A 22682-nucleotide genomic window follows, 5' to 3' on the forward strand; every position below is an offset into this window, starting at 1 on the left:
GATGCCGCTTCCCCCAGAGCATGTATTAAGCGCCTTCCATGCGGAAACCGGTGCTGCCGGTACTCGCCGCGCTCAGGGCGATCAATTAGGCCCGGTGTGGGATAACGGCATCAAGGTGGGTGATGTGGTCTATTCCCAGGCTGGTCCTTTTGCCGCCTGGTCCGCCAAGGTGCGCGAGCGCCTGAGCGTGCAGGGCGCCCGGATTTCCCGGCCGGTCCTGTCTAGCGACGGCCGACATACCGCCGCCGGTTGGAAGGCCACCCAGTTCATTCCGGGCCAGGTCCGCGGACGCATTGATGAAACCGCACAAATGGCGCTGCGTCTCGATGCGGCCATGGCCGAGGTCCCACTGCCTAACGGGCAGCGTGGCGATGCTTTTGCGCGCGCAGAGCGCGCAGCGTGGGAAGAAACCGGGGAGGCCTATCGCCCAGCTTCGCTTGCCGACGTCCCCCTTATCCCCGCCCACACAGCACTTCTCACCACCACTGTCTACCACGGCTCCAACCCACCGGGCATCGTGGACATCGTGCCTAGCGAATCCCCACGCCCGGCCGGCTGGAGCGCCGCTTTGGTCATCGTCGACGGGCTTATTGCCCAAGCTGTTGATGACGGGATCTGCCAGCGCTTTAGTCACGTGCCGGGCATGCAGGAGCTGCTGTTGCGTGCGGTGTCGTATAGGCGTCATATCAATGACCTGCACTCCGCGTCGCGTTCAAACACGCGTTCGCATATTGAGCGCGTGGAGCAGCATCTGGTGTCGCGGGCATCTGCCATACTGGAGCGGTGAGTTACAACCCCCATTCCACCGCCCGCGCGGGAGTGGTACTTCCACCGTCCCCGCAGGTGCGCCTCGTTCCCCGTACTCCGTCCGCCACGGCTCGCACCTGGCCTGTTGACCTGCCCGAATCCGGTACCTGGAAGGTGACCGGAGCGGCGGGCACCGGCGTGTCCAGCTTCCTTATCGATACCGTTATTCATGCCCTGGATAAAGCCCGAGAAACCGGTGCGGATCCCTCCGGCATTCTCGTTATCGCGCCTTCGAAGGAATCCGGGGCTCGCCTGCGCCGCGAGCTATCTGAACGCCTTGAGGACTACGCTGCACAGACATCGATGGTGCGTTCCGTTCACTCCTTGGCTTTTGCGCTCCTGCGTACGGCTGCCGAGGAGGAGCTGCGGCTCATCACCGGTGCGGAACAAGATGCCGTCATCCGCGAGCTGCTTACTGGCCAGGCGGAAGATGGTCACGGTTCTTGGCCGGCAGAAATGCGTCCGGCGCTGGAATATGTGGGCTTTGCCCGGCAGCTGCGCGATTTTCTCCTGCGCTCCATTGAACGCGGTTTGGGTCCGGGTGACTTGGAGCGCCTCGGGGAGCAGTATGGCCGCCCTATGTGGTCCGCCGCAGGCGAATTCCTGCGCGAGTACGAACGCGTGCAGCTCCTCTCCCGCGCCCATTCCTACTCTGCTGCGGAGTTGGTTACTGCGGTGCTCCAACGCCCCCAGCTTCTGCGCGACCATCCCTTCCACAGCATCATTGTTGATGATGCGCAGTTGCTCGACCCCACCGCAGGAGAGCTCATCCGCGGGCTGACTCCGCAGGCCAGTCTCGTGGTCGTGGGCGGCGATGCGGACCAATCCGTCTTTGCCTTCCGTGGCGCTAGCTCGCGCTTCCTGCGGGACTTTCCAGCTGAGCATGACATTGAACTCACTGAGCCTCACCGCCGACCCACACCGGCGTGCATATCCATCGTGGACTCGGAGGGACGACTGCGCGACGTTGTAGCTAATACTGTGCGCCGCCGCCACCTAGAAGATGGCGTGCCATGGCGTGAGATCGGCGTCATCGTGCGCTCTACTAGCGATATTGGTCAAATGCGCCGCACCCTATTGGCGGCTGGAGTGCCCGTGCATATTAGTCCCACCGACGTTGTCTTGGCCGAGCAGCGTTTGGTTTCCGCTGTGTTGCTTGCGCTGCGCGCCTTGGAGGAGGACCTGTCCAACTCGGAGTTGGAAGAATTGCTCACCGGCCCCGTGGGTGGTGCCGATCCCGTTACTCTGCGCCGCCTAATTCGTGGCTTGCGCCGCTGGGACTCCACTACTCGGGGCATCGATAGCCTCCGCGGCCTTCTCTACGGTGAGCTTCCGGATTTCAACGGGCAGCTTACCGAGCGGGAATATTCCATCCTGGAACGCGTACGTGCCGTACTTAGTGCCGGCCGAGAAGCGCTCGCCTCTGGGGCCTCGGTGGAGGAGATTCTCTGGGCGGTGTGGACCGCTACCGAATTGGACAACCGCCTGCAGGCTGCGGCACTGCGTGGTGGCGCGACGGGTTCGCAGGCTGACCGCGACTTGGATGCGATGATGGCGCTTTTTGATGCCGCCGGTGACTTCGTCGAACGCCGACCAGATTCCTCGCTTCGTGCATTCTTGACGCACATCACCGAACAAGAACTTCCCACCGGCGTGCGCGACCGCCGCACCGCCACTCCGCAGGCCGTAGAGATCCTGACCGCGCACGGTGCCGTGGGACGCGAATGGGATACCGTCATCGTGGCTGGCGCGCAGGAAGGCAGTTGGCCTTCGCTAGGGGAGACCGGCTCCATCTTTGGCCAAGAAGATCTCATTGACCTCCTCGACCACGATATTGATCCCGATACCCCCGTCAGCCACGTTGCCTCCCGCCTTGCAGAGGAGCGGCGCCTCTTCCATGTCGCTACCACCCGCCACCGAAAGCGCTTGCTCATTGCCGCCGTGGAGAATCCAGAGGGCGATACGGTCTCCGAGCCTTCTCGCTTCATCGGCGAATTCGCCGGACGTGGTGTCGATGTGCCCGGTCAAGCTGCGCGTCGCCAAGCAAAGCGGGCGCTGCGCCGCGCCCAACTCCCGCGCGAACTGGGCCTCGATGTGCCCGAACCCGCGCCCGTGTCTTTGCGCGATGGGCTCGAGGTGGATCCTCTCGATGTGGCGGTGCTGTCCGTACCGGCATTCGTCGCGCAGCTGCGCCGGGTAGTTAGCAATCCGGAATCCGGTGAGGTTGAACGCAAGCAAGCTGCCCGCCAGCTCGCGCGGTTAGCGGCGGCCGATATCCCTGGCGCCCACCCGGAGCAGTGGTGGTCGGCTCGTTCCGTTGCGGCTGAACTGCCGTTGCATACCAGCGGCAGTTTATCGCCCTCTCGCGTAGAAGCGTTGCTCAACTGCCCGCTCAAGGCTGTGCTGGGCAATGTGGCTGAGGACCCAAGTACCGAGGAACGACTGCTCCGCGGTACTTTGGCCCACGCCTTCTTTGAAGCCATTGGCCGCGGTATGGATGCGGAAAAGGCCAAGCTTTTGGTGATGGAAGCTTTCGAACGCATCCAGGACGTCCCGCAGTGGCAATTGCGATTCAAACTCGATGAGTTTTCCGCGCTATTGGACCGCGCTCGCGAATGGGCACGCCAATCCGAGGTCAATCAAGAACTTGCTGGGGTGGAAATTCCCGTGGGCGTGCACGTCAGCGAGGGCGTGCGCATCGGCGGTTATATGGACCGTTTCCTTCGCGATGAAGAAGGAAACTACTTAGTTGTGGACCTCAAGACCGGCAGGAGCACACCGGCTAAAAAGGAAGGCGAGGAACACGTGCAACTGATGGCCTATCAACTCGCGCTTTCCCGTGGCGCATTCGACGGCCACCAGGTCCACGACGGCGAAGGAATGCCGCGCAAGGGAGGCGTGCTGGTGTATCCAGGCACGACCACCCAGAAGATTGGCGAGATTTGGCAAAGTGATAAATCGCCCGAAGTCCTGGAAGAATTCGCCGCACTCTTGCCCCCGCTGGTGGAAGAGATGCGTGGTCCACGCATTACGGCGCGCACCAATAAAGACTGCGATAGCTGCCCAATTCGCTCCATCTGCCCCGTGCAGGAAGAAGGAAGGATGATCACCGATGCCTAAGAGCAATTTTTCCCCACAGCAAATCGCTGCGGCCTTGGGCAAAAAATTTCCGCCTACCGATGAGCAGGCCCACGTCATCGAAGGGCCATTCGGCCCCAAACTTGTAGTTGCCGGCGCCGGTGCCGGAAAGACAGAGACCATGGCCTCGCGCGTGGTGTATCTGGTGGCTAATGGTTATGTGCGACCGGAACAGGTCCTCGGCTTGACCTTTACCCGCAAAGCCGCACAGCAATTGGAGCAACGCATCCGTCGGCAGCTGATTCAATTGCGCGACTCCGGTCTTATCTCACCTGGTAGTGAGGTGGCTGAAGCATTAGAAAACATTGCGCCGAAAGTGTCTACTTATGACTCCTACGCGGGAGAACTCGTGCGTGAATACGGCCTTTTGATTCCGGTAGAGCCTACCGCTCGCATCATCACGGAAGCCGAGCGCTATTCCTTGGCCTACGATGTAGTGCGCAATTACACCGGAAAGCTAGAAGATGACCGCACCCTAGCCACGATTACCGAGACCCTGCTGAAATTTAGCCAGGACATTGATAACGGTCTCAAAGACACAAGCCACATTGCTCAACATGCACGGGATTTTCGTGCGGATATCGATAACCTCGATAAATCGAAAAAGAACGGTCCCGAATACTCTCAAAAGCTGCTGGACTATATCCACACGCAAGAACGCCGCGTGCAATACGTGCCGCTGCTGGAGGCCCTGAAAAAGGAACAATCCGAGCGACAAGTCATCACCTTTGGCGAGCAGATGGCCGTTGCCGCGCGAGTAGCGCGGGATCATCCTGTAGTGGGCAAGCAGCAATCCCAGCGCTATAAGGTCGTCATGCTGGATGAGTACCAAGACACCTCCTATGCCCAGCGCGTGCTCTTGCGCAGCCTCTTTGGTGGGGAGCAAGAGGATATGTCGGTTACGGCGGTAGGCGATCCAATGCAGGCCATCTACGGGTGGCGTGGTGCGACTTCCGAAAACCTCACTGCCTTCGTAGAGGATTTCCCGGTCGCACCGGGCGCACCTGCGCCGAAGGACCAGTTGACTACCTCGTGGCGCAACCCCTCTGGCGCGCTGGATTTAGCTAACTCAGTGGCGGAAGGGGTATTCGAGGGCGTTGAACGCCCGGTGGATGAGCTTTCCGCCGCACCGCACAAGGGCGAAGGTGAGATTCAGCTGGCTTACTTTGAAAGCGAAGTTCGCGAGCGCGAGTTTATTGCCGGCTACTTGAAAGAGCTATGGGAGAAAAGCGAGGGAGATACCTTCAGCGCTGCGGTCCTGGTGCGCAAAAACCGACATTCCGCGCCTATCGCAGCGGCCTTAGACAAAGCGGGTGTACCCAATGAAATCATCGGCCTGGGAGGCCTGCTGTGGCAGCCAGAAATCCAGGATCTCGTGGCTATTGCCACCATGCTCGTGCGTCCAGAAGATCTTCCTGCGGCGGTGCGGGTGCTGGCGGGCCCCATTTGTGGCCTGGGCATTAGCGATATTCAAGCCCTTGCTTCCCGCCAGCGAAACCTGGCCGGTGTGAGGGAAGAGCGCTTGCGCTGGGAGACGGGAATGGACCCGGAAGACTATCTGCGCGCGCAGTTAGAAGAGGTCACCACTGAAGAACCGGATCAGCGCGTTGGCCTTGCCGACGCCCTGGCTGATTTGGGTGAGCGAGATCGCTATACCCCGCAGGGCCTCGCGCGCATGGAAGACGTCTCTGCCAAATTGCGTCACCTGCGCACCTATTCGCTATCCAAGCCGTTGGTGGACATCTTTGCCGATATTGAAGCGTTGTTTAATATCCGCACCGAGGTCTTGGCTCGCGGAAGCGCAGGGGGAACTGCCCACTTGGATAAATTTGCCGATATTGTCGCTAGCTTCCACGGCGATTCCTTGTATGCGCTTTTAGACTACTTTGCGCTTGCCCTCGAAAAGGAAGATGGCCTTGATTTGGGTGAGGTGCCTGCCGCCACGGATCGCGTGCAAATTATGACTGCCCACAAGGCAAAGGGTCTGGAATGGGAACATGTCTGCGTGGTGCATGCTGATTCTTCTAGCTATAACGCGCAGGCAGAGACCTTCTTGACCAGGATCGACAAGGTCCCGGGAGAAGAAGACTATATTGAGGTTCCGGAGGATGCCGAAAAGCGCTCGCACTTTCAAAACGCCTGTGAGGAGTTTAGGAAGGCAGATAGCGCCATCAAGGCAGAAGAATCGGCGCGCCTTTTTTATGTTGCGTTGACTCGTACCGAATCCACCCTGACCGTTACCGGATCGGGAACCAATAATGCTTATGGGAAGAACAAGAAGGCGCCCTATGAATACCTAGAGCGCCTGAAAGAGCAATTCCCGCAGTACGTGGTGGAGTGGTCCGTCCCCGAGGAGCCCTCTGAAGACGACTTTGGCGAGAGCGCACAATTCCCAGCGCTTAAGGCCAGCCCGGAGGCAGTCGCCGCTGCGGATTTAGTGCTCGAAGCAATGGAGGAACTACCAGAGCTTAGCCGCGGTGAAACATTTGAGTTATGGGAGCAGGAGGCTGGCGCGCTCATTGAAGAATACAAGGCCCTGCAACAGCCGGTGGTAGACGTTGAGCTGCCTAGCGAGCTGACTGCCTCTGACATGGTTGCGCTGCGGGCTGACCCACTGCAGTTTGCCCGGAGGCAACGCCGCCCAGTGCCGTTCAAGCCGAATTCCTATGCCAAGCGCGGTACCGCCTTCCATGCGTGGCTGGAAGACCGTTTTGGCAGCCCAGCACTATTAGGCGAGGAAGAGCTTCCCGGTATTGATGAGCCGGAGGACTTCGACTTGGAAGAGCTTAAAGAGGCTTTCCTGAACTCCGAGTGGGCGCAGCGCCAACCGGAGCACGTGGAGGCGTCCTTCGAAATCACTATTGGTGAGGCCGTGGTGCGCGGGCGCATGGACGCGGTATTCCGTTTGGAGGATGGAACTTGGATGGTGGTGGACTGGAAAACCGGCCGCCCTCCCCAAGGAGAGGCTATGGATGCCGCAAAGATACAGCTAGCGGTTTATGCAGAAGCATGGCGGCGCATCCATGGCGGGGAGAAGATTCGTGCCGCGTTCTACTATGTGCACGATGGCTATACCTTTGAACCTAACCGCCTGCCCCGTGGGGAAGAGCTGAAGAAACTGCTTGAATCGTCAGTTGAGCACCATAAGGGCTAAGGTATGTGGGCGGTTGCGTAAGCGCGCAATCTCTTGAGCAATCATTCGAGACCGGAAAAGAAGGCTGGGCTAGTGGGCAAAAAACGTGCGCAGGCAATGAAGTCACGCTTTAGAAGTCGCTTCCTGCCGCAGGTCGAGCTGTCCTCGCAGCCGGACCATGCGCTCATTGATGTCATTACGGTGCCGAGGGATGAAAATTCCAGCCCGTGGCGTCAGTTGGGCAAGCGTGTGCTGTGGGCTTTGGGCATTGTTGTCTTCGTGACAGTCGTGGTCTATTTGGACGGCGGTGGATATAGCGAGGACATGTCGCTTTTGGATTCCGCCTACTATGCTGCGGTGTCGCTGACCACTGTGGGCTACGGCGATATCGTGCCTGTGTCCCCGCAAGCCAGGTTCATTAACCTAACGCTTATTACACCTGCCCGCCTGATCTTCCTTGTTTTATTGGTTGGCGCGACCTTGTCGGTGTTGACGGATAAGGCCCGCCGTACTTTCCAAATCCAGAACTGGAGAAAGCAATTGCGTAACCACACCGTCGTTATCGGTTATGGCACTAAAGGCGCTGGAGCGGTGGCCGCGCTGCTGGCCGATGATGTTCCGACCTCCCAGATCGTGGTCATCGATACTAACCGTGCGGCCCTTGCACACGCCGAACACCACGGGCTAGTTACCATTTTTGGCTCCGGCACCAAACAGGACGTGCTAAAGGTCGCTGGGGTAGAGCACGCAAGCTCCATTGTTGTCACCCCATCTACGGATGATACCGCGGTGCTGTGCTGCCTCTCCGTGCGAGAGCTTGCGCCCAAGGCCAAGATCGTGGCGTCGGTGCGCGAGTCCGAAAACCGTCACCTGTTGCTCCAATCCGGTGCAGATTCCGTGGTCACCTCTGCGGAGACGGCCGGCCGACTGCTAGGCTTGGCCACCGTGACCCCGACTGTGGTGGAAATGATGGAGGACCTGCTCTCACCTAATGAGGGATTCTCCGTGGCCGAGCGCGCCGTGCGCGAATTCGAGGTTGGCTCCAACCCACGTCACTTAGCAGACATCGTGCTTGCAGTCTTGCGCAATAACGAACTGCACCGCGTGGATACCGCGGATGCGTCCGCGCTGAAGCCGGGCGACCGCCTGCTCTACATTAAGCATGAGATGGAGCAGCCTATCGAGGTTATGGACGATGATGACGAGGATTAAATGTTCCTCCCAGTAACTCCTGGCGGCCTCGTCCCGGTTACGGCGGCGGGGGAGCCGGTGCTGGTGGAAGGGGTTCCCGGTGGCGTCGGCAAGCAGGCCGTGGTGGACCTAGGTACCTTGCAGGCCTGTTTGTGTCCGGAAGACAGCGCCGGGAAGCTGGGCCGACTGGAAAGCGCGACCTTCTTTGCAGACCAGCCGTTAATCTTGCAAGCCATTGCGCTTATCCGTAACCGGCGCGAGCAACGCTTTGATCCGCGGACCGGACGCAAGCTGGACTACCCCGCACCGGGAATCGTCGGGTGCGATCCCGATGACGCGCGCCGGATGGTCTTTCCGCGCCTAGATCCCGCCGTCATTGGGCTCATTCGCCTTGCCGGCACCGACCGGATTTTGCTGGCTCGCAATCGCCGCCGCAATAGCTTCTTTTCCTTGATTGCCGGTTACGTTGAGCCGGGTGAGACCGCAGAGGCGGCCTTTGCGCGCGAGGCCTTGGAAGAAACCGGACGTAGGGTGGAGGCGCTCCGCTATTGGGGCTCGCAGTCGTGGCCGCCGAGTGGCTCTCTTATGCTGGGCTTTTGTGCGCAAACGGCTGATGTCCACCCCACCTGCCATACTGATGGGGAACTGGAAGAGATCCGGTGGGTGGAGCGCTCCGAACTGCCTGAGCTTTCGCTTCCTCGTCCGGGTTCAATTGCACACACGATGATTATGGAGTGGTATCACGGTGACTAAGCCGGATTTGTCCCTGCTGGATGAAGATCAGCTGCGCGCGGCCACGGCGCCGCGCGGGCCCGTGTGCATCTTGGCTGGCGCGGGTACAGGCAAGACCCGCACTATTACCTATCGCATCGCCAACCTAGTGGACCAGGGGTTTGTGAGCCCGCAACGCGTGCTTGCGGTGACCTTCACGGCGCGCGCCGCCGGGGAAATGCGCGACCGCCTGCGCACCATGGGTGTGGCCGGCGTGCAAGCACAGACCTTCCACGCGGCGGCGCGCCGTCAGCTGAAGTACTTCTGGCCCCAGGTAGCAGGAGACCTTCCATGGCAGTTGCTAGATAATAAATTCCCGCTGGTTGCCCGCGCGGTGCGTTCGGTGGGGCTAGATAATTCCAAGGATATGATCCGTGACGTCCTGGCGGAGATCGAGTGGGCTAAGTCCGCGCTGGTCAGCGCCGAGGATTATGAGTCCGTGATTGCTAATTCGGAGCGGAGCGCGCCCGCGGATCCAGCCAAGGTGGCGGAGGCCTTCCGCCGCTACGAGCAGTCCAAGGCCACACCGGATATGATGCACTTGGATTTCGATGATTTGCTCATGCATATCGCTGGCGCCATTGAAAACGTGCCGGCGATTGCGGAGACCTTCCGGGAGCAGTACCGCACTTTCGTCGTGGACGAGTATCAGGATGTTACCCCGCTGCAGCAGCGGGTGCTCAACGCTTGGTTGGGCGAGCGCGATGACCTCACCGTGGTGGGCGATGCTAATCAGACCATCTATTCTTTCAACGGCGCCTCCCCGGATTACCTGCTCAACTTCTCGCGCACGTATCCGAATGGCACTGTGGTCAAGCTGCAGCGCGACTACCGCTCCACGCCGCAGGTAACCGACCTTGCCAATAGAGTCATTGGCAAGGCTACCGGCCGCGCGGCAGGCACCCGTTTGGAGCTACAGGGCATGCGCGAGTCCGGTCCAGAGCCCACCTTTAAGGCCTATGAGTCGGAGGAGATTGAGGCTCAGGAGGTAGCTGGCCAGGTTCTCACACTGCTGGACCAGGGTGTACCGGCCTCTGAGATTGCAATCCTTTACCGCATCAACGCCCAGTCGGAGCAGTTTGAGCAGGCGCTTGCCGACGCCGGAGTGGTCTACCAAGTCCGCGGCGGCGAGGGCTTCTTCCGCCGCCCGGAGATCCTGGAGGCCATTCGCGTGCTCATCGCCGCCACCCGTCGCGAGGACCTGCCAGATGACCCGGTGGCGATTGCCCGGGCAGCTTTTGTCGAGCTGGGCTTGAGCGCCACCGAACCGCAGGGTGCCCAAGCACGTGAGCGCTGGCAGTCGCTCAACGCACTTGTAGGGCTCATCGAAAAAATCGTGGAATCGGCTCCTGGCATCGATCTCAACGGGGTGCTGGGGCAGCTGCGCCGGCGCTCTACCGATAAACAAGCTCCGGCCATGGAAGGCGTCACCCTGGCTACCGTGCACGCCGCTAAGGGTCTGGAATGGGATGCGGTGTTCCTCGTGGGGTTGACCGAAAAACTCATGCCTATCAACCACGCCATTAAGGCGGGCGATGAGCAGGTGGAGGAAGAACGGCGTTTGTTCTACGTCGGTATTACCCGCGCGCGTGAGCACCTCGCGCTGTCGTGGGCGCTGGCAAAGACTACCGGTTCGCGGGCCTCGCGCGAGCGTACTCGCTTCCTCGACGGCATCGTACCGGCGGCCGAGGATGCCTCCGGGGGAAGCACCCGCGCGCGCCGCCCGAAGCGCTGCCGCGTGTGCTCTGGCCTGCTCGGGACACCGGCAGAAAAGGTCATCGGCCGGCACGAAGACTGCGAGGGCGGCGGTGATGAAGAGGTCTTTGCCGCCTTGCGCTCGTGGCGCTCCCAGGTAGCGCGCGAGGAAAAGGTTCCGGCCTATGTCATCTTCTCCGATGCCACCTTGCAAGCCATTTCGGAGGAACTGCCTGCCGATGAGGCAGAAATGCTGTCCATCTCCGGGGTAGGCCCTAGCAAGTTGGAGCGCTACGGCGCCCAGGTGCTAGAGGTCATTCGTTCGGTTCGCAGCTAGCCAGGTTGGTTTTACCGCCGAAGCACACCGGGCAGCGCGGATGTGCAATAACTGTGCGCTGCTGGTGGTGGCCGTAGACATCGACCTCCCATTGCTGACCGGGGCGTGGCTTCGTAGTCGGTGCGCCGGGCGGCAGCGGGCGTCCCATCAGTCGCCGGATGATCACCTGCGTATGCGCTGTGACCGCATCGAGCACCACGTCTTCTGGCCTGCGGCGCACGCGGGTGAGCTGGGTGCTGATGATATTCCATCGCGGGTCCATATCCACGCGGGATAGGTGCGCACACAGTGGGCACGGGCCTTGGCCCCGGATGCGTACCGGCCCGATGACACCACGATTGTCCAGTAGAGACACCGGAATCCACGTGGTTTCTGTGCCTGCGAGCGCGTTGGCGCAATCCAGCGGGCAGTGCAGCTGGTCCACGCCGAGTATCGGATACATGCCGTCGAGGTCGTGGATATAGGAAAAGACATTGTCTTCCTCCAATGGGATGCGCACCTGGAAGCCATCCGCCTCAAGGCGTGAGCGGAGGCCTCGAGCCAGGGCGGATTCGCCCATCACGACAATTGTGTCTACCTTGTCATCGGCTTCCTTGTGCGGCCAGAGTATTCCATAGTCCAGCGCATCTTCGATAAGGCTCAGCGCTGCCGCTGCCTCCAGCCCCGCGGCATGTAGCCGGTGAGACAAATCTTCCGGGGCAACTGGCTCGCGAGCGGTGTTGAAGGCTGCGGCGACGGCGAGTGCATTCCCCGTCTCCGCTACTCCAACCCGGGTGGCATCCATTCCAAATTGGACCACCCCTTGTTCGCGGCAAAACACGCCGCTGCCTGGTGCCAAGACTACTTGGGTGGCAGAAATCCCCACGCTTATATCCCTTTCCCCCGAAGTATGTCGACTCCATTGCACCACAGGTACAATCACCTGTCATGTCGAGTACGCAGCCCACCACTCCACACTCCCCAGAGGTTAAAGTCATTCGCTCTGCCAAACGGAAGAAGACCGTGCAGGCGCGCATGGTATCTGGCGTGCTCGAGGTACGCATTCCCGCATGGATGTCCGCGCGTGATGAGCACGAGGCAGTGGCGGATATGTTGGCGCGGGTAGAAAAGAAGCAGGGCAGTGGCCGGCGCTCAGACGCCCAGCTCGAAGAACGCGCTCGGCGGCTGAACGCGGCTTACTTAGACGGCCGTGCGACCATCGGCTCTATTCGCTGGGTAAGCAATCAAAATACGCGGTGGGGTAGCTGTACTACCTCCACCGCGGATATTCGGCTGAGCGACCGGCTGCAACAGGTGCCGGACTATGTGCTGGATTCAGTCATTCTTCACGAGTTGACCCACACTTTCATCCCGCGCCACGGGCGGGAGTTTTGGCAGTGGGCGGACAGGGCGCCCCACGCCGAGCGGGCGAAGGGCTATCTTGAGGCCTACCAGCGCTGGGGCTGCTAGTTTTCGTCGTCCTCGTTGCCCTTTTCTTTCTGCTCGTCTTGACCATCGGCTTCCCCGGTCTCATCGCCCTGAGTAGCAGAGGAATCCTCACCGTTTTTGAGCATTTCCTCCAGCTTGGCAAACTCTTCCTCAAAGCCCTCATCAGGTCCGTCATCCAATAGGGAGTCGATGAATGCGGCCGGGTTATCTAGGTGCTCTGCATTAGGCAGGAAGTCCGGGTGATCCCAGGCTTTATCGCGCTTCTCGGCTCCCACGGCAACGGTGGCGCGGCGCCATAGCTCGGCGGCCTCAGAAACCTTGGGGGCGTTGAGCTCGATGCCGACGACCTTACTGAAGGCGTTCTCGGCGGATCCGCCGGTGCTGCGGCGATGTGCCCAAGCCTGAGTTAGCTTCGAGGTGGACGGGATGCGTTCGCCCAAGGCTTCGGTGACCACGTGCTCGGCCCAGCCTTCTACCAGGGCCAACAGCGTTTCGAGACGGGATGCGGCCGCAGTGTTCTGGGAGGTAATGCGAGGGGAAAGATCCATGCCCTGCAGCTTGCTCATTGCGTCCTGGATTGCCTGCGGATCGCCGGACTCTAGGTTGAGCTCGCGGGTTACTTCCTCCAAGTGGGAGGTATCAATAACCAAACCGATGGCATATTCCTCCACTGAGGAGACGATGCGCTCGACCAGCCACGGCACGTGCTTGAAGAGCCGCTGGCGCGCTGCCTCGCGTGCGGCGATATAAACCAGCACCTCCTGGCCTGGAATATTGAGCTCGCGGGCGACCTTCTGGATGGTCTGCGGCAATAGCGCGACGGTATTAGACGGGGCAATGGGCAGACCAAAATCGGAGCCGGTCAGCGCCTGAGAGGCTAGATCCCCTAAGGCGTGGCCGAGCTGCATACCGAAGTTCATGCCAGACATCTGGTTCATCATCTTGGCCATGGGGCCCATCATTTCGCGGGCCTCTTCTGGCATGGAGTCCAGCTGAGCATCATTCATGTGTTCTGCTACTGGCGTGACCATGCGCTGCCACGCCGGCATGGTCTCTTCCAACCACTGCTTGGAATCCCATGCCTTGGCCGTGCCGGAGGCGGTGGGCAAGTAGGTAGCGTCATCAAGCCAGAGCTCTGCCAGCCGGACGGATTCCTCGACGGCCTTGGTATCGTCCGCGCTTACTGGCTTGGACTGCGAAATTTGCTGCAGGGCGATGCGCTTGGCCATGTCGTAATTGACCGGGCCGGAGTTTTCCGGCGAGTTCATGGAAGAGCCCATGCCGGACAGCATCTGACCGAACTGGTTCAGCATGTCACCGAGGCCGCCACCATTAGCGCCGCCGAATGCGCCGAACGGGTTCTGGTCACGACGTCCGTCATTATCGTCGTCATCGTTATTGGGGAAAGAAAAACCGAATCCGTTGCTCATGCGTCCTAATCTACCGGCACCGTCCGACTACTTTCCATGATCCCGCTACGCTGACAGCGAACACTACGCCAAAGGTTGTAGGGTATTGATCCGTGAATTCTCCTGCTAGCCGTCGCGTCCGCACCATCACTTGGGGAGCTATCCCCGTCGTCTTAACCGGTGCGTTGGTATCGCTTGACCATATCCCCGGCACCGATGTGTCTTTGACCGTCCCCTATGCAGCCGAGGGGCCCGGCCCCACGGTGGACACATTGGGTGAGGTGGACGGTACCCAGGTCGTTGACGTTAAGGCTCCGCAAACCTATGACACGGACGGGCATCTCAACATGACCACGGTGTCCGTGCGCACCAATATGACCTTGGCGCAGGCGCTGGGGCGCTGGATGATGACCGATGACACCATCGTGCCCATCGATACCGTCATTCCGCAGAATATGAGCGATAAAGAGGTAGAAGAGTCCAATAAGCAGGCCTTTACCCAGTCCGAATCTGCTGCGACCGTCGCAGCCATGGACTATTTGCATCTGCCGGTAAAGATCTCCATCGCGGAAGTACTCGATAAGGGCGCGGCAAAGGGCAAGCTGAAAAAAGACGATGTCATTACCGCAGTGGAAGGCAAGGGCGTCTCGGAGCCGGGAGAAGTCCAAGACATCATTAAAGAAAAGAGCCCCGGCGATAAAGTCACGCTGACCGTGAAACGAGGCGGCAAAAAGCAAGAAGAAGAGATTGAACTCGGGGAAAATCCCCAACAGAAGGGGCAGGCGATGCTGGGCATCGCCATGCTCTCGGTCCCGCAAGACGATATTAAGGTCAAATACAACCTGCAGGATATTGGCGGTCCCTCCGCCGGCATGATGTTTACCCTGGCGGTCATCGATAAGCTCAACGAGGAAGACCTCACCGGCGGCAAGTTCGTGGCCGGTACGGGCACGATTCAGGAAGATGGCAAAGTAGGCCCCATCGGCGGCATCCAACATAAAATCGCCGCGGCGCACGAGGCCGGAGCGGAGCTCTTCCTCGCGCCGAAGGATAATTGCTCCGAGGCCGCCGCGAGCGACCACGGCGATATGCCTATCGCGGAAGTTTCCACCTTGGATGAGGCAGTGTCCACGATGAAGGACTTCGCGGCTGGCAAGGATATTAAAACCTGCCAGTAGCCGGCCTACTTAGCTAAGCCCAGCTCCTTGATCTTCTCTTCCGGGTCTTCCTGATCGGAGGAGATCATCTGTTGCATGACCATGCCTTCTTTATTGTCCACTACGGTAATGACCGCGGTGGTTCCCAAGGTGGACCAGCCTACGACGCGGTCGCCGTCATCCTCAATGACCTGCGAGCTGCGCAGCTCGGTAAGCACCTGCGTGGTTTGCTTCGCCTTGGAGTGCGAGCGGAAAAACTGGAACTGGCCTACCTCTGGCCCAGAGCAGTTATAGGAATCGTCCCCGCCCGTGGAATCGCAGCGGTCAAAGAGGGCGAAAAGCTCCTCGGGCGCTACCGGAGCAAAGATGTCATAGGCCTTAGCCACAGACTTTTCCAACTTTTCGGTTCCGGGCTCCTTGCTTGCCGACGCCCCCTCCGACGCCTCCGAGCTTTCCGCCGCGCTCGATTCGACCTTGGAATCAGTAGTGGAGACAGTGCTGGAGGCGGCGCTGGTCTCCTCAGAGGCGTCCGCTTCGGAAGTGGCGGACTCGGCGCCGGCGGTGGTGGTCTCCACGGGGACGTCGGCAGGCGCGGTATCGTCTGAGGAACAAGCGGCAGCGCTCACGCCTACCCCCAACAGCAGGGCTGCTGCAGTGGCGCGGGTGGTGTCAAGGCAAGTGAGAGTAATGCGTCGCACGGTAGGAAATAGCTCCTTAGTCGCAGGCGAGAATTGTCTTTTCAGTCTAATCTAGTTCATCTGGGTCTTGGCTCAGCCCATAGCGCAAGGCCGCAATAACCCCCGGTGCAACCTGGGGGCCGCCGCGCAGCTGGATATCGTCCTGCGCGAATGGCCCGGCCGCTTCCAGCTCCTCTTCGGTGGGGCGCAGCTGGAGCAGTGTGGTTTCGATTCCTTCTTCACGCAGCGCTCCGGAAAATAGGCGCGCCGGGCGAGGGGAGGGGTCCTCACTGGAGGTATCGCGGAACTTAATTTCTTGGGCCAGGATGACGCCGGCTACCTCCCGCGGCCAAGCCAAGCGGGAGACATAATCGGCCAGCTGCTCAGAACCGGGCTCAATGTTTTCGGGCACATTATCCTGCACAATAAGGGTAAGCGGCGCGGCGTCTTCTTCATCGAGTGCTGCCAGCTGGTCTGCAACCAAGTGGGCGGGAACGAGCGCAAAGATGGTGGGGCGGGCGTCCCAACCCTCGGCATGGACGAATTCCACGGCTTCGGTCATCGCGCGGTTTAAAGCTGGCTGTGTTAATTCGGGGGAACTCATAAACATCCTTATTCGTTATCTGTGTATTGCTTCCTTAAGCTGGAAGAAGTCTACAGGTTTTAAATTCGCACTATTTGATTGGAGCTGGCGTTGTCCTTAGGGTCATCCACACCAGCCGCCCCGTTGAAGCGGCCCCCGCGGGTCGCGACAATCATTGCGGCCGTCATTGCCGTCCTCTTGTTCATCGGCCCCATGTTTGTGGGCTTGTACACGGATTGGAGGTGGTTTGGTGCGATTGAATACCGGAACGTTTTCACCACCGCGATTATTGCGCGGATCGTCCTCTTTATCATCTTCGGCCTCATAGCTGCCGCCGTAGTATGGGCCGCCGGCTTTTTCGCCTGGCGCGGACGCCCGGATTCGCTCGATCTTGGAGATCTGAATTCGCCGGTCTATCAGTACCGCAAGTCCATTGAGAAGTCCATGGGCCTCTTCTTCAAGGTCATCCCAGCCATCGTGGGTGTTATCGCCGGTCTTATCGGCCAGTCCAATTGGCGCACAGTACTGCTTTTCCTAAACGGTCAGGAATTCGGCGAGAAAGATGCCCAATTCCACCACGATTTGGGATTTTATGCCTTTACGCTTCCCGTGCTGCAGATCGCGGTTAGCACTATATCCATCCTGCTGATCTTGGCGTTCCTCATTGCGCTTTTTGGTCACTATGTGCTGGGTGGCATTCGCATTGGCAATAAGGCCGCTGGCGTGCGTGGCTCCATCTCCCGCCCAGCTCGCCTGCAACTGGCGATTACTGCGGGCCTGTGGATGGTAGCCCAGGTTATCGGCTACTGGCTGGAGCGCTACGAGCTGCTATATACCCAGCACGATCTCTTTACCGGTGGTTCCTATACCGATATTCATGCTTACCTGCCGGCGAAAATCATCTTGATGATCATCGGCGTCTTTGTGGCCGTGGCCTTGTTTATGGCCATCGTCATCAAGGACCTGCGTATCCCTGGCCTGGCCGTGGTATTGATGTTGCTTTCCTCGCTGGTGATTGGTCAGGCATGGCCGCTGCTTATGGAACGCTTCTCTGTGCAGCCTAACCGCCAGGCTAAGGAAGAGGAATCCATTAGCCGCAATATTGAGGCCACGCGCTTTGCCTATGGGCTCACGGATGACCACGTCACTTATGAAGATAACTGGGGTGGCGGGGAAGAGGTCTCTGATGACAAGGTGGCCTCTGATAACGCCACCATCAATAACCTTCGCCTGCTGGATCCGGAGATTCTTTCTCCTACCTTCACTCAGATGCAGCAGCTGAAGAACTTTTATGGCTTCCCTGAAACGCTATCGATGGATCGCTATGAGATTGATGGCAAGAAACGTGACTTTGTCGTTGCCGCCCGCGAGCTAGATCCAAACGAATTGCGGGAGAACCAGTCGGACTGGATTAACCGTCATACCGTCTACACTCACGGCAATGGCTTCGTGGCAGCACAGGCAAATAAGGTCGATGAGGTAGCCCGCGACGCTGGCTCTGCCCGCGGTGGTTTCCCCATCTTCACCGTGTCTGATCTGCAGACCCAGGCCGGTGAGGCTGAGGGCGAAGGCGAAACCCAGGACGCCGAGAAATCCCTGGGCATCAAGGTAGACCAGCCGCGCATCTACTACGGTCCGGTTATTGCTGGCGCTGCTGATGGCATGGACTATGCGATTACCGGCAAGACTGGCGATAACCCGGTGGAGTATGACACCGATAGCTCCACCTATACCTACGACGGCAAGGGCGGCGTCGGTATTGGAAATATCTTTGACCGTACTATGTACGCTGCCAAGTACCGCGAGCTGAACTTCCTGCTTTCTGACCGCGTCGGCAGCGAGTCAAAGCTTCTCTATGACCGTGATCCGCGCGAGCGCGTGGAAAAGGTTGCGCCGTGGCTGACCACCGATTCTGCTACCTACCCGGCCGTGGTGGATGGCCGCCTGAAGTGGATTGTGGATGGCTATACCACCTTGGAGTCCTTGCCTTATTCCCAGCGCGCTTCGCTTTCCGACGCCACCCAGGACGCCCTCAATCCTGACGGCACCACCCAGCGTTTGGTGAACGACAAGGTGGGATATATCCGCAACTCGGTCAAGGCCACCGTGGATGCCTATGACGGCACCGTGGATCTCTACGAGTTCGATAAGAATGACCCAGTGCTCAAGGCTTGGGAGGGCGTCTTCCCGGACGTCGTCAAGCCAGAGGCGGAAATCTCTGACGAGCTACGCCAGCATTTCCGCTACCCGGAAGACATGTTCAAGGTGCAGCGTGACCTGCTGGCGCGCTACCACGTGGATGACCCGAATGTATTCTTCAATAACGATGCCTTCTGGTCCGTGCCGAATGACCCCACTGCGGAGGAATCCCGTCAGCTCAACCAGCCGCCTTACTACGTAATGGCCGCAGATCCAGAGACCGGAAAGCCGACCTTCCAGCTGACCACGTCTTACCGTGGCCTTAACCGTGAGTTCCTGTCTGCGCACATGGCTGTCTCCTCCGATCCGGAGACTTATGGCGATATCACCGTGCGCGTGCTGCCGACCAATACGCAGACTCAGGGTCCGAAGCAGGCGCAGGACGCCATGATGTCTTCCGATCAGGTAGCCCGCGACCGGACCCTGTGGGAGGGCACTAACGACCTGCACAACGGTAACCTGCTGGCCCTGCCAGTAGGTGGCGGCGAAATCCTGTACCTCGAGCCGATTTACTCGCAGCGCAAGGACCAGGCCTCTGCCTTCCCGAAGCTGCTGCGCGTACTCGTGTCCTATAAAGGCCGCGTAGGCTACGCCCCCACTATCGGTGATGCCCTTGAACAAGTTGGAATTGACGCCAAGGCCGCTCAAAACATTGAGGAAGTCGATGGCGATTCTGAGGACAAGGATGGCGCCCAGGACGACGAGAATAAGAAGGAGTCCAAGGATGACAAGTCTTCGGCCCCGGCCTCTGCTCCGTCCTCTTCCGACCAGGCTGGCGCCATCGATGACATCAACAAGGCCCTAAAGGGACTTGAGGATGCGCGCGATGGTTCCTTCGAGGAGTACGGCCGCGCCCTGGATGAGCTCGATAAGGCAGTCGAGTCCTACCAGAAGACCGAGAAATAGTTCCCGCTTCTAAACGGGAAAATTAGGCACCTGCCCAGCGGATTTGGGTAGGTGCCTTTCCGTATGTATAGTTACATGAGTCGCCGGGACAGAGCGAATACACTTTGTGTGAACGTACTGTTCAAGCGCAGATGATGGAAGTCATCTCGACGCGGGGTGGAGCAGCTCGGTAGCTCGCTGGGCTCATAACCCAGAGGTCGTAGGTTCGAATCCTGCCCCCGCTACCAACTTCCAGGCCCCTACCAGTGGAAACGCTGGTAGGGGCTTTTCGGGTTAAGGAGCAAGAGGGGATGCGGACGAAATCTTGGAGGATTTTCCGCATCCCCCAATGAGCATTTTCTCCTACGGGCACAAAATCCGTACGAATAGGGTGTCCCTTCAACGAGGGTAACCTCATAACCTATGACTATTTTATATTTTAGTCTAGACGAATGTCAGCAGGCTTGGGTAACATCTTGTCCTGCAGAAGTGCACTGAAGGCAAGGCACGACAAGATCGCTCTTGAACCAAACATTTACAGCACCAATTCATTCCCGGATTTAACCTAAAGGAGATCGCATGCCAAATAGGATCAGCAAAACTTCATGTGTAATTAGTTCTATAGCTGTTCTTAGCCTGGGATTGGGTGCGTGCTCAACTGACCAAAGTGATGAGCCTGCGCCTTCGTTTTCTCCCCGCCTCGATTCATCGACGAACGCACCGGCAACTGAAGCAAGTAGCGGCGCGCCGACATCGGACACACCTAAGACTGCAACTAGAAGTGATTCACCGTCAGCCAATGATCAAAGTCCTCACACTAAGACTTCAGTGCCAGGACCCCAACAACCGAGTAAAGATAAGCAACAAGAGCAAAACCATCTTCAGTCTCAAAGTGGTCGGTCAAAAGCGGACTTTCCGTACTACACTTATGGACGTACAGGCACGGCCCCGAGTACCGAAGTGAACCACACCTCTCCTCAACTTGGACGTGCAGTATACGACGCTTTTATCGAACACTGGATAGCTACCGGCGACTCTCAGCCCGTTCTAGAAGTAGTCTCACCTTGGGACGGGCGTTCATATTCGATGAGCTGTTCCGAGAATGTTGAATACTCCACCGTATTGTGCACTGGGGGAGTTGGCGCCAAGGTCTATATCTATCGACCAATTGATGATTCAGTGACGAAGCCAATGGACTTGCAATATGGATAGATTGCAGCGTTTCTACGGGTCAACATAAAAGCGTAACCTGCTGAGCGCCTCTCATTCGGAGGGTAATCCTAAGAAGGGGCTGCTTTAAGGAAGGCAGGCATGACCTCATTGTGGTGCTCACACTGCTCCAAGCGGGTACGGGTCTGTGATTATCGGAAATATTGGCCCTGACACGCGCCGATGCTGACGTAACAGGCGAGACGCTCGCGGTCACCGTTTGCCAAGATATCTCCAACACTACTCACAGGGCACGCGCAGTACCTATTTTGGACGACCGCATAGGCGCCTACTGGCGGCAACGACTCGATGTGACGGCTCAAAACCATCCACATCACTTACGCCTTCACCGGCAGACTCCGGCAGGTATTGAGACCGCCAGAATGCCTCAAAGGCAGCAGCGCGGCTTTATACCGACATAGGAACAGAGCTTGAATCGCCCTTAGCGGGGGCCATGCGCTCACACCAGTGGCGCACCATCCTAAATAACCGTGCAATCGCACGAGGCGTAGCACCGAACGTGAGGGCTGCCTTCTTCGGGCACGATGAGGCGATGAACCAAAGAGCATACACAGACCTTGTGGACGTTTCGTCTATGCGTGCCGCTCTCGCGGCTGGGAAACTTGGGTTGCACTAGAAGAGCAATCTCTAGCAATCTCCAGGGGTCTCCTGCGGTCTTGAAATGTAGTAACACCAGCGATAATTCTAGGTAGTGCGTCTTTGGCGTAGAGAACCCAGAGGTCGTAGGTTCGAATCCTGCCCCCGCTACCAACTTCCAGGCCCTCATCGGTTAGCCGATGAGGGCTTTTTATTTCTATTGAGCGGCTTGTCTGCGAGGGATCGTGACATCATCGCGCAAGCATGCGTGGAGACAGGCATCACGGATTTCATCGACCGCGATCACTCGGTGTTTTCTGGCGGCCAGCGGCAACGGGTAAAGCTTGCACTGGCTCTGGCTCAGGACACGCCAGTGCATCTGCTCGACGAGCCTACGACCTTCCTCGATCCTGCCCATGCGATTAGTGTTTTGGAGCTCGTACGCAAGCAAGCCCGCGCTGGTAAGACAGTCGTTGTTGTGCTGCACGACCTCATGTTGGCTGGTCAGTACTCCGACACCATGGTGGTTATGAATAACGGCGAGGTCATAGCGCGGGGAACTCCCAAGGAAGCACTGCGGAAGGATATCTTAGCCGCAGCCTACGGTATCGATGTAGAAATCTGGGACGATCCTTTCAGCGCCGCTCCCGTCATCGTTTCCCGCGGTGTGCTCAAGGGCTAGTGCACTCGAAAGATGAACACCAAAGACCGCAGTTTGGAGTTTGTTCGCAGAGGTTGTAGGTGATTCTAGCTAAAGCGGTTTTCCGCATCCGCTCCTCACCGTTATCCCCTTATGGAACTCATCCTGTGGCTGCATGGTCTGTCTTGGAGAGGGAAGCAATCAGGTTCTAGAAAGTAAACCCTTATAAAGCTAAGGTAAGCCTATGCAAAATAGAGACTTCACTAAAACGCGTGCGGTTATCGCACTCGTAGCCACCTTAGCCCTAGGCGTGGGCCTTGTTGCGTGTTCTTCTGATTCTTCTTCTCAGGGATCGGGTGGAGATAGGAAGATCGAGCGAGTTGTGGCGCTCGATTGGCGCTATGAGGAAATTCTCAAGGCCCTCGATGTGGACCCTGTGGGAATCGTGGAAATCGGCAAGTCGGAGGCACCAACTACGTTGAAGGGACAGTTAGGTCAGGCGACCTCTGTGGGCCAAGCCAAGCAGCCGAACCTGGAGGTTATCCAGTCATTGGAACCAGATCTGATTTTGGCTAGCCCTACCCGTCAAGCTGATATCATGCCACAGCTGGAAGAGATTGCGCAGACGGAATCCTACCCAGATGAGACTTACTCGGACGTGTTGGACTCGATGGATGAGATCGCGGCCAAACTCGGCAAAGAGGAAAAGGCTAAAGATGTCCGTCAGCGCATCGAGGCCAAGATTGCTCAGACCAAGGACGCAGTAAAGCCAGGTAGTCGTGCTGTCGTGGCTGGCTGGTCCAGCGAGATGCTCTATACCTGGGTC

15 protein-coding genes, 1 tRNA gene and 1 pseudogene are annotated in these 22682 nt (G+C 58.7%); 12 read left to right on the top strand and 5 right to left on the bottom strand.

Annotated elements, in window-relative coordinates:
- Position 1: 1 nt before the first annotated feature.
- The 6 genes from L8V22_RS10595 to L8V22_RS10620 all read left to right on the top strand — a co-directional run bounded on the left by L8V22_RS10595 (position 2) and on the right by L8V22_RS10620 (position 11072).
- A complete protein-coding gene (locus L8V22_RS10595) occupies positions 2–787 on the top strand; it encodes a hypothetical protein (RefSeq protein WP_238802081.1) in 786 nt (261 codons plus the stop codon).
- Between the two features lie 32 nt (positions 788–819).
- Entirely contained in the window at positions 820–3927 is a 3108-nt protein-coding gene (locus tag L8V22_RS10600) for an ATP-dependent helicase (RefSeq protein ID WP_269966500.1), read from the top strand.
- Positions 3920–7099, top strand: a complete 3180-nt coding sequence (locus tag L8V22_RS10605) for an ATP-dependent helicase (RefSeq protein ID WP_238802080.1) — start codon at positions 3920–3922, stop codon at positions 7097–7099. The genes L8V22_RS10600 and L8V22_RS10605 overlap by 8 nt, the downstream gene beginning before the upstream one ends.
- Before the next feature lie 72 nt (positions 7100–7171).
- On the top strand, positions 7172–8290 hold the full coding sequence (locus L8V22_RS10610) for a potassium channel family protein (protein ID WP_420840006.1): 1119 nt from the start codon (positions 7172–7174) through the stop codon (positions 8288–8290).
- On the top strand, positions 8291–9022 hold the full coding sequence (locus L8V22_RS10615; protein ID WP_238802079.1) for an NAD(+) diphosphatase: 732 nt from the start codon (positions 8291–8293) through the stop codon (positions 9020–9022).
- On the top strand, positions 9015–11072 hold the full coding sequence (locus L8V22_RS10620; RefSeq protein ID WP_269966498.1) for an ATP-dependent DNA helicase UvrD2: 2058 nt from the start codon (positions 9015–9017) through the stop codon (positions 11070–11072). The genes L8V22_RS10615 and L8V22_RS10620 overlap by 8 nt, the downstream gene beginning before the upstream one ends.
- On the opposite strand, the gene L8V22_RS10625 is transcribed toward L8V22_RS10620, so the two are convergent.
- On the bottom strand, positions 11050–11937 hold the full coding sequence (locus L8V22_RS10625) for a hypothetical protein (protein ID WP_238802077.1): 888 nt from the start codon (positions 11935–11937) through the stop codon (positions 11050–11052). The genes L8V22_RS10620 and L8V22_RS10625 overlap by 23 nt on opposite strands.
- Before the next feature lie 62 nt (positions 11938–11999).
- Here L8V22_RS10625 and L8V22_RS10630 point away from each other — a divergent pair, with 62 nt between their 5' ends.
- Positions 12000–12521, top strand: a complete 522-nt coding sequence (locus L8V22_RS10630) for a M48 metallopeptidase family protein (RefSeq protein ID WP_238802076.1) — start codon at positions 12000–12002, stop codon at positions 12519–12521.
- On the opposite strand, the gene L8V22_RS10635 is transcribed toward L8V22_RS10630, so the two are convergent.
- A complete protein-coding gene (locus L8V22_RS10635; protein WP_238802075.1) occupies positions 12518–13930 on the bottom strand; it encodes a zinc-dependent metalloprotease in 1413 nt (470 codons plus the stop codon). The two genes, L8V22_RS10630 and L8V22_RS10635, sit on opposite strands and share 4 nt — an antisense overlap.
- Positions 13931–14022: 92 nt before the next feature.
- On the opposite strand from L8V22_RS10635, the gene L8V22_RS10640 reads away from it, so the two are divergent.
- A complete protein-coding gene (locus L8V22_RS10640) occupies positions 14023–15087 on the top strand; it encodes a YlbL family protein (RefSeq protein WP_238802074.1) in 1065 nt (354 codons plus the stop codon).
- A gap of 5 nt (positions 15088–15092) precedes the next feature.
- Here L8V22_RS10640 and L8V22_RS10645 read toward each other — a convergent pair whose 3' ends face one another.
- The 3 genes from L8V22_RS10645 to L8V22_RS10655 are packed head-to-tail and all read right to left on the bottom strand — an operon-like array spanning position 15093 to position 16532.
- Positions 15093–15764 carry a beta-N-acetylglucosaminidase gene (locus L8V22_RS10645; RefSeq protein ID WP_238802073.1) on the bottom strand — a complete coding sequence of 224 codons (672 nt, stop codon included), beginning with the start codon at positions 15762–15764 and terminating at the stop codon, positions 15093–15095.
- A 46-nt stretch (positions 15765–15810) separates the two neighbouring features.
- Positions 15811–16347 (bottom strand): PPA1309 family protein, encoded by a 537-nt coding sequence (locus L8V22_RS10650; protein WP_238802072.1) that lies wholly within the window; start codon positions 16345–16347, stop codon positions 15811–15813.
- Between the two features lie 59 nt (positions 16348–16406).
- The gene (locus L8V22_RS10655; RefSeq protein WP_269966502.1) at positions 16407–16532 is read right to left on the bottom strand and encodes a hypothetical protein; all 126 of its coding nucleotides are present in this window, start codon (positions 16530–16532) and stop codon (positions 16407–16409) included.
- Between L8V22_RS10655 and L8V22_RS10660 the strand changes: the two genes are divergently transcribed.
- The 4 genes and pseudogenes from L8V22_RS10660 to L8V22_RS10675 form a co-directional block, all read left to right on the top strand.
- The gene (locus L8V22_RS10660) at positions 16498–19431 is read left to right on the top strand and encodes a UPF0182 family protein (RefSeq protein WP_269966501.1); all 2934 of its coding nucleotides are present in this window, start codon (positions 16498–16500) and stop codon (positions 19429–19431) included. The two genes, L8V22_RS10655 and L8V22_RS10660, sit on opposite strands and share 35 nt — an antisense overlap.
- A gap of 150 nt (positions 19432–19581) precedes the next feature.
- Positions 19582–19658, top strand: a tRNA-Met gene (locus L8V22_RS10665).
- Between the two features lie 1778 nt (positions 19659–21436).
- A pseudogene (locus tag L8V22_RS10670) lies at positions 21437–21898 on the top strand (ABC transporter ATP-binding protein); the annotation flags it as partial.
- A gap of 202 nt (positions 21899–22100) precedes the next feature.
- Positions 22101–22682, top strand: a 582-nt coding sequence (locus L8V22_RS10675) for an ABC transporter substrate-binding protein (protein WP_269966499.1), incomplete at its 3' end; no start/stop codon positions are given.

The organism is Corynebacterium yonathiae (assembly GCF_027570195.1).
Lineage (GTDB): Bacteria > Actinomycetota > Actinomycetes > Mycobacteriales > Mycobacteriaceae > Corynebacterium > Corynebacterium yonathiae.

Excerpts from the sequence above, each read along its gene's own strand:
- L8V22_RS10595 (WP_238802081.1), top strand. The coding sequence starts at position 2 with ATGCCGCTTCCCCCAGAGCATGTATTAAGCGCCTTCCATGCGGAAACC.
- L8V22_RS10605 (WP_238802080.1), top strand. The coding sequence starts at position 3,920 with ATGCCTAAGAGCAATTTTTCCCCACAGCAAATCGCTGCGGCCTTGGGC.
- L8V22_RS10615 (WP_238802079.1), top strand. The coding sequence starts at position 8,291 with ATGTTCCTCCCAGTAACTCCTGGCGGCCTCGTCCCGGTTACGGCGGCG.
- L8V22_RS10630 (WP_238802076.1), top strand. The coding sequence starts at position 12,000 with ATGTCGAGTACGCAGCCCACCACTCCACACTCCCCAGAGGTTAAAGTC.
- L8V22_RS10635 (WP_238802075.1), bottom strand. The coding sequence starts at position 13,930 with ATGAGCAACGGATTCGGTTTTTCTTTCCCCAATAACGATGACGACGAT.
- L8V22_RS10650 (WP_238802072.1), bottom strand. The coding sequence starts at position 16,347 with ATGAGTTCCCCCGAATTAACACAGCCAGCTTTAAACCGCGCGATGACC.
- L8V22_RS10655 (WP_269966502.1), bottom strand. The coding sequence starts at position 16,532 with ATGAACAAGAGGACGGCAATGACGGCCGCAATGATTGTCGCGACCCGC.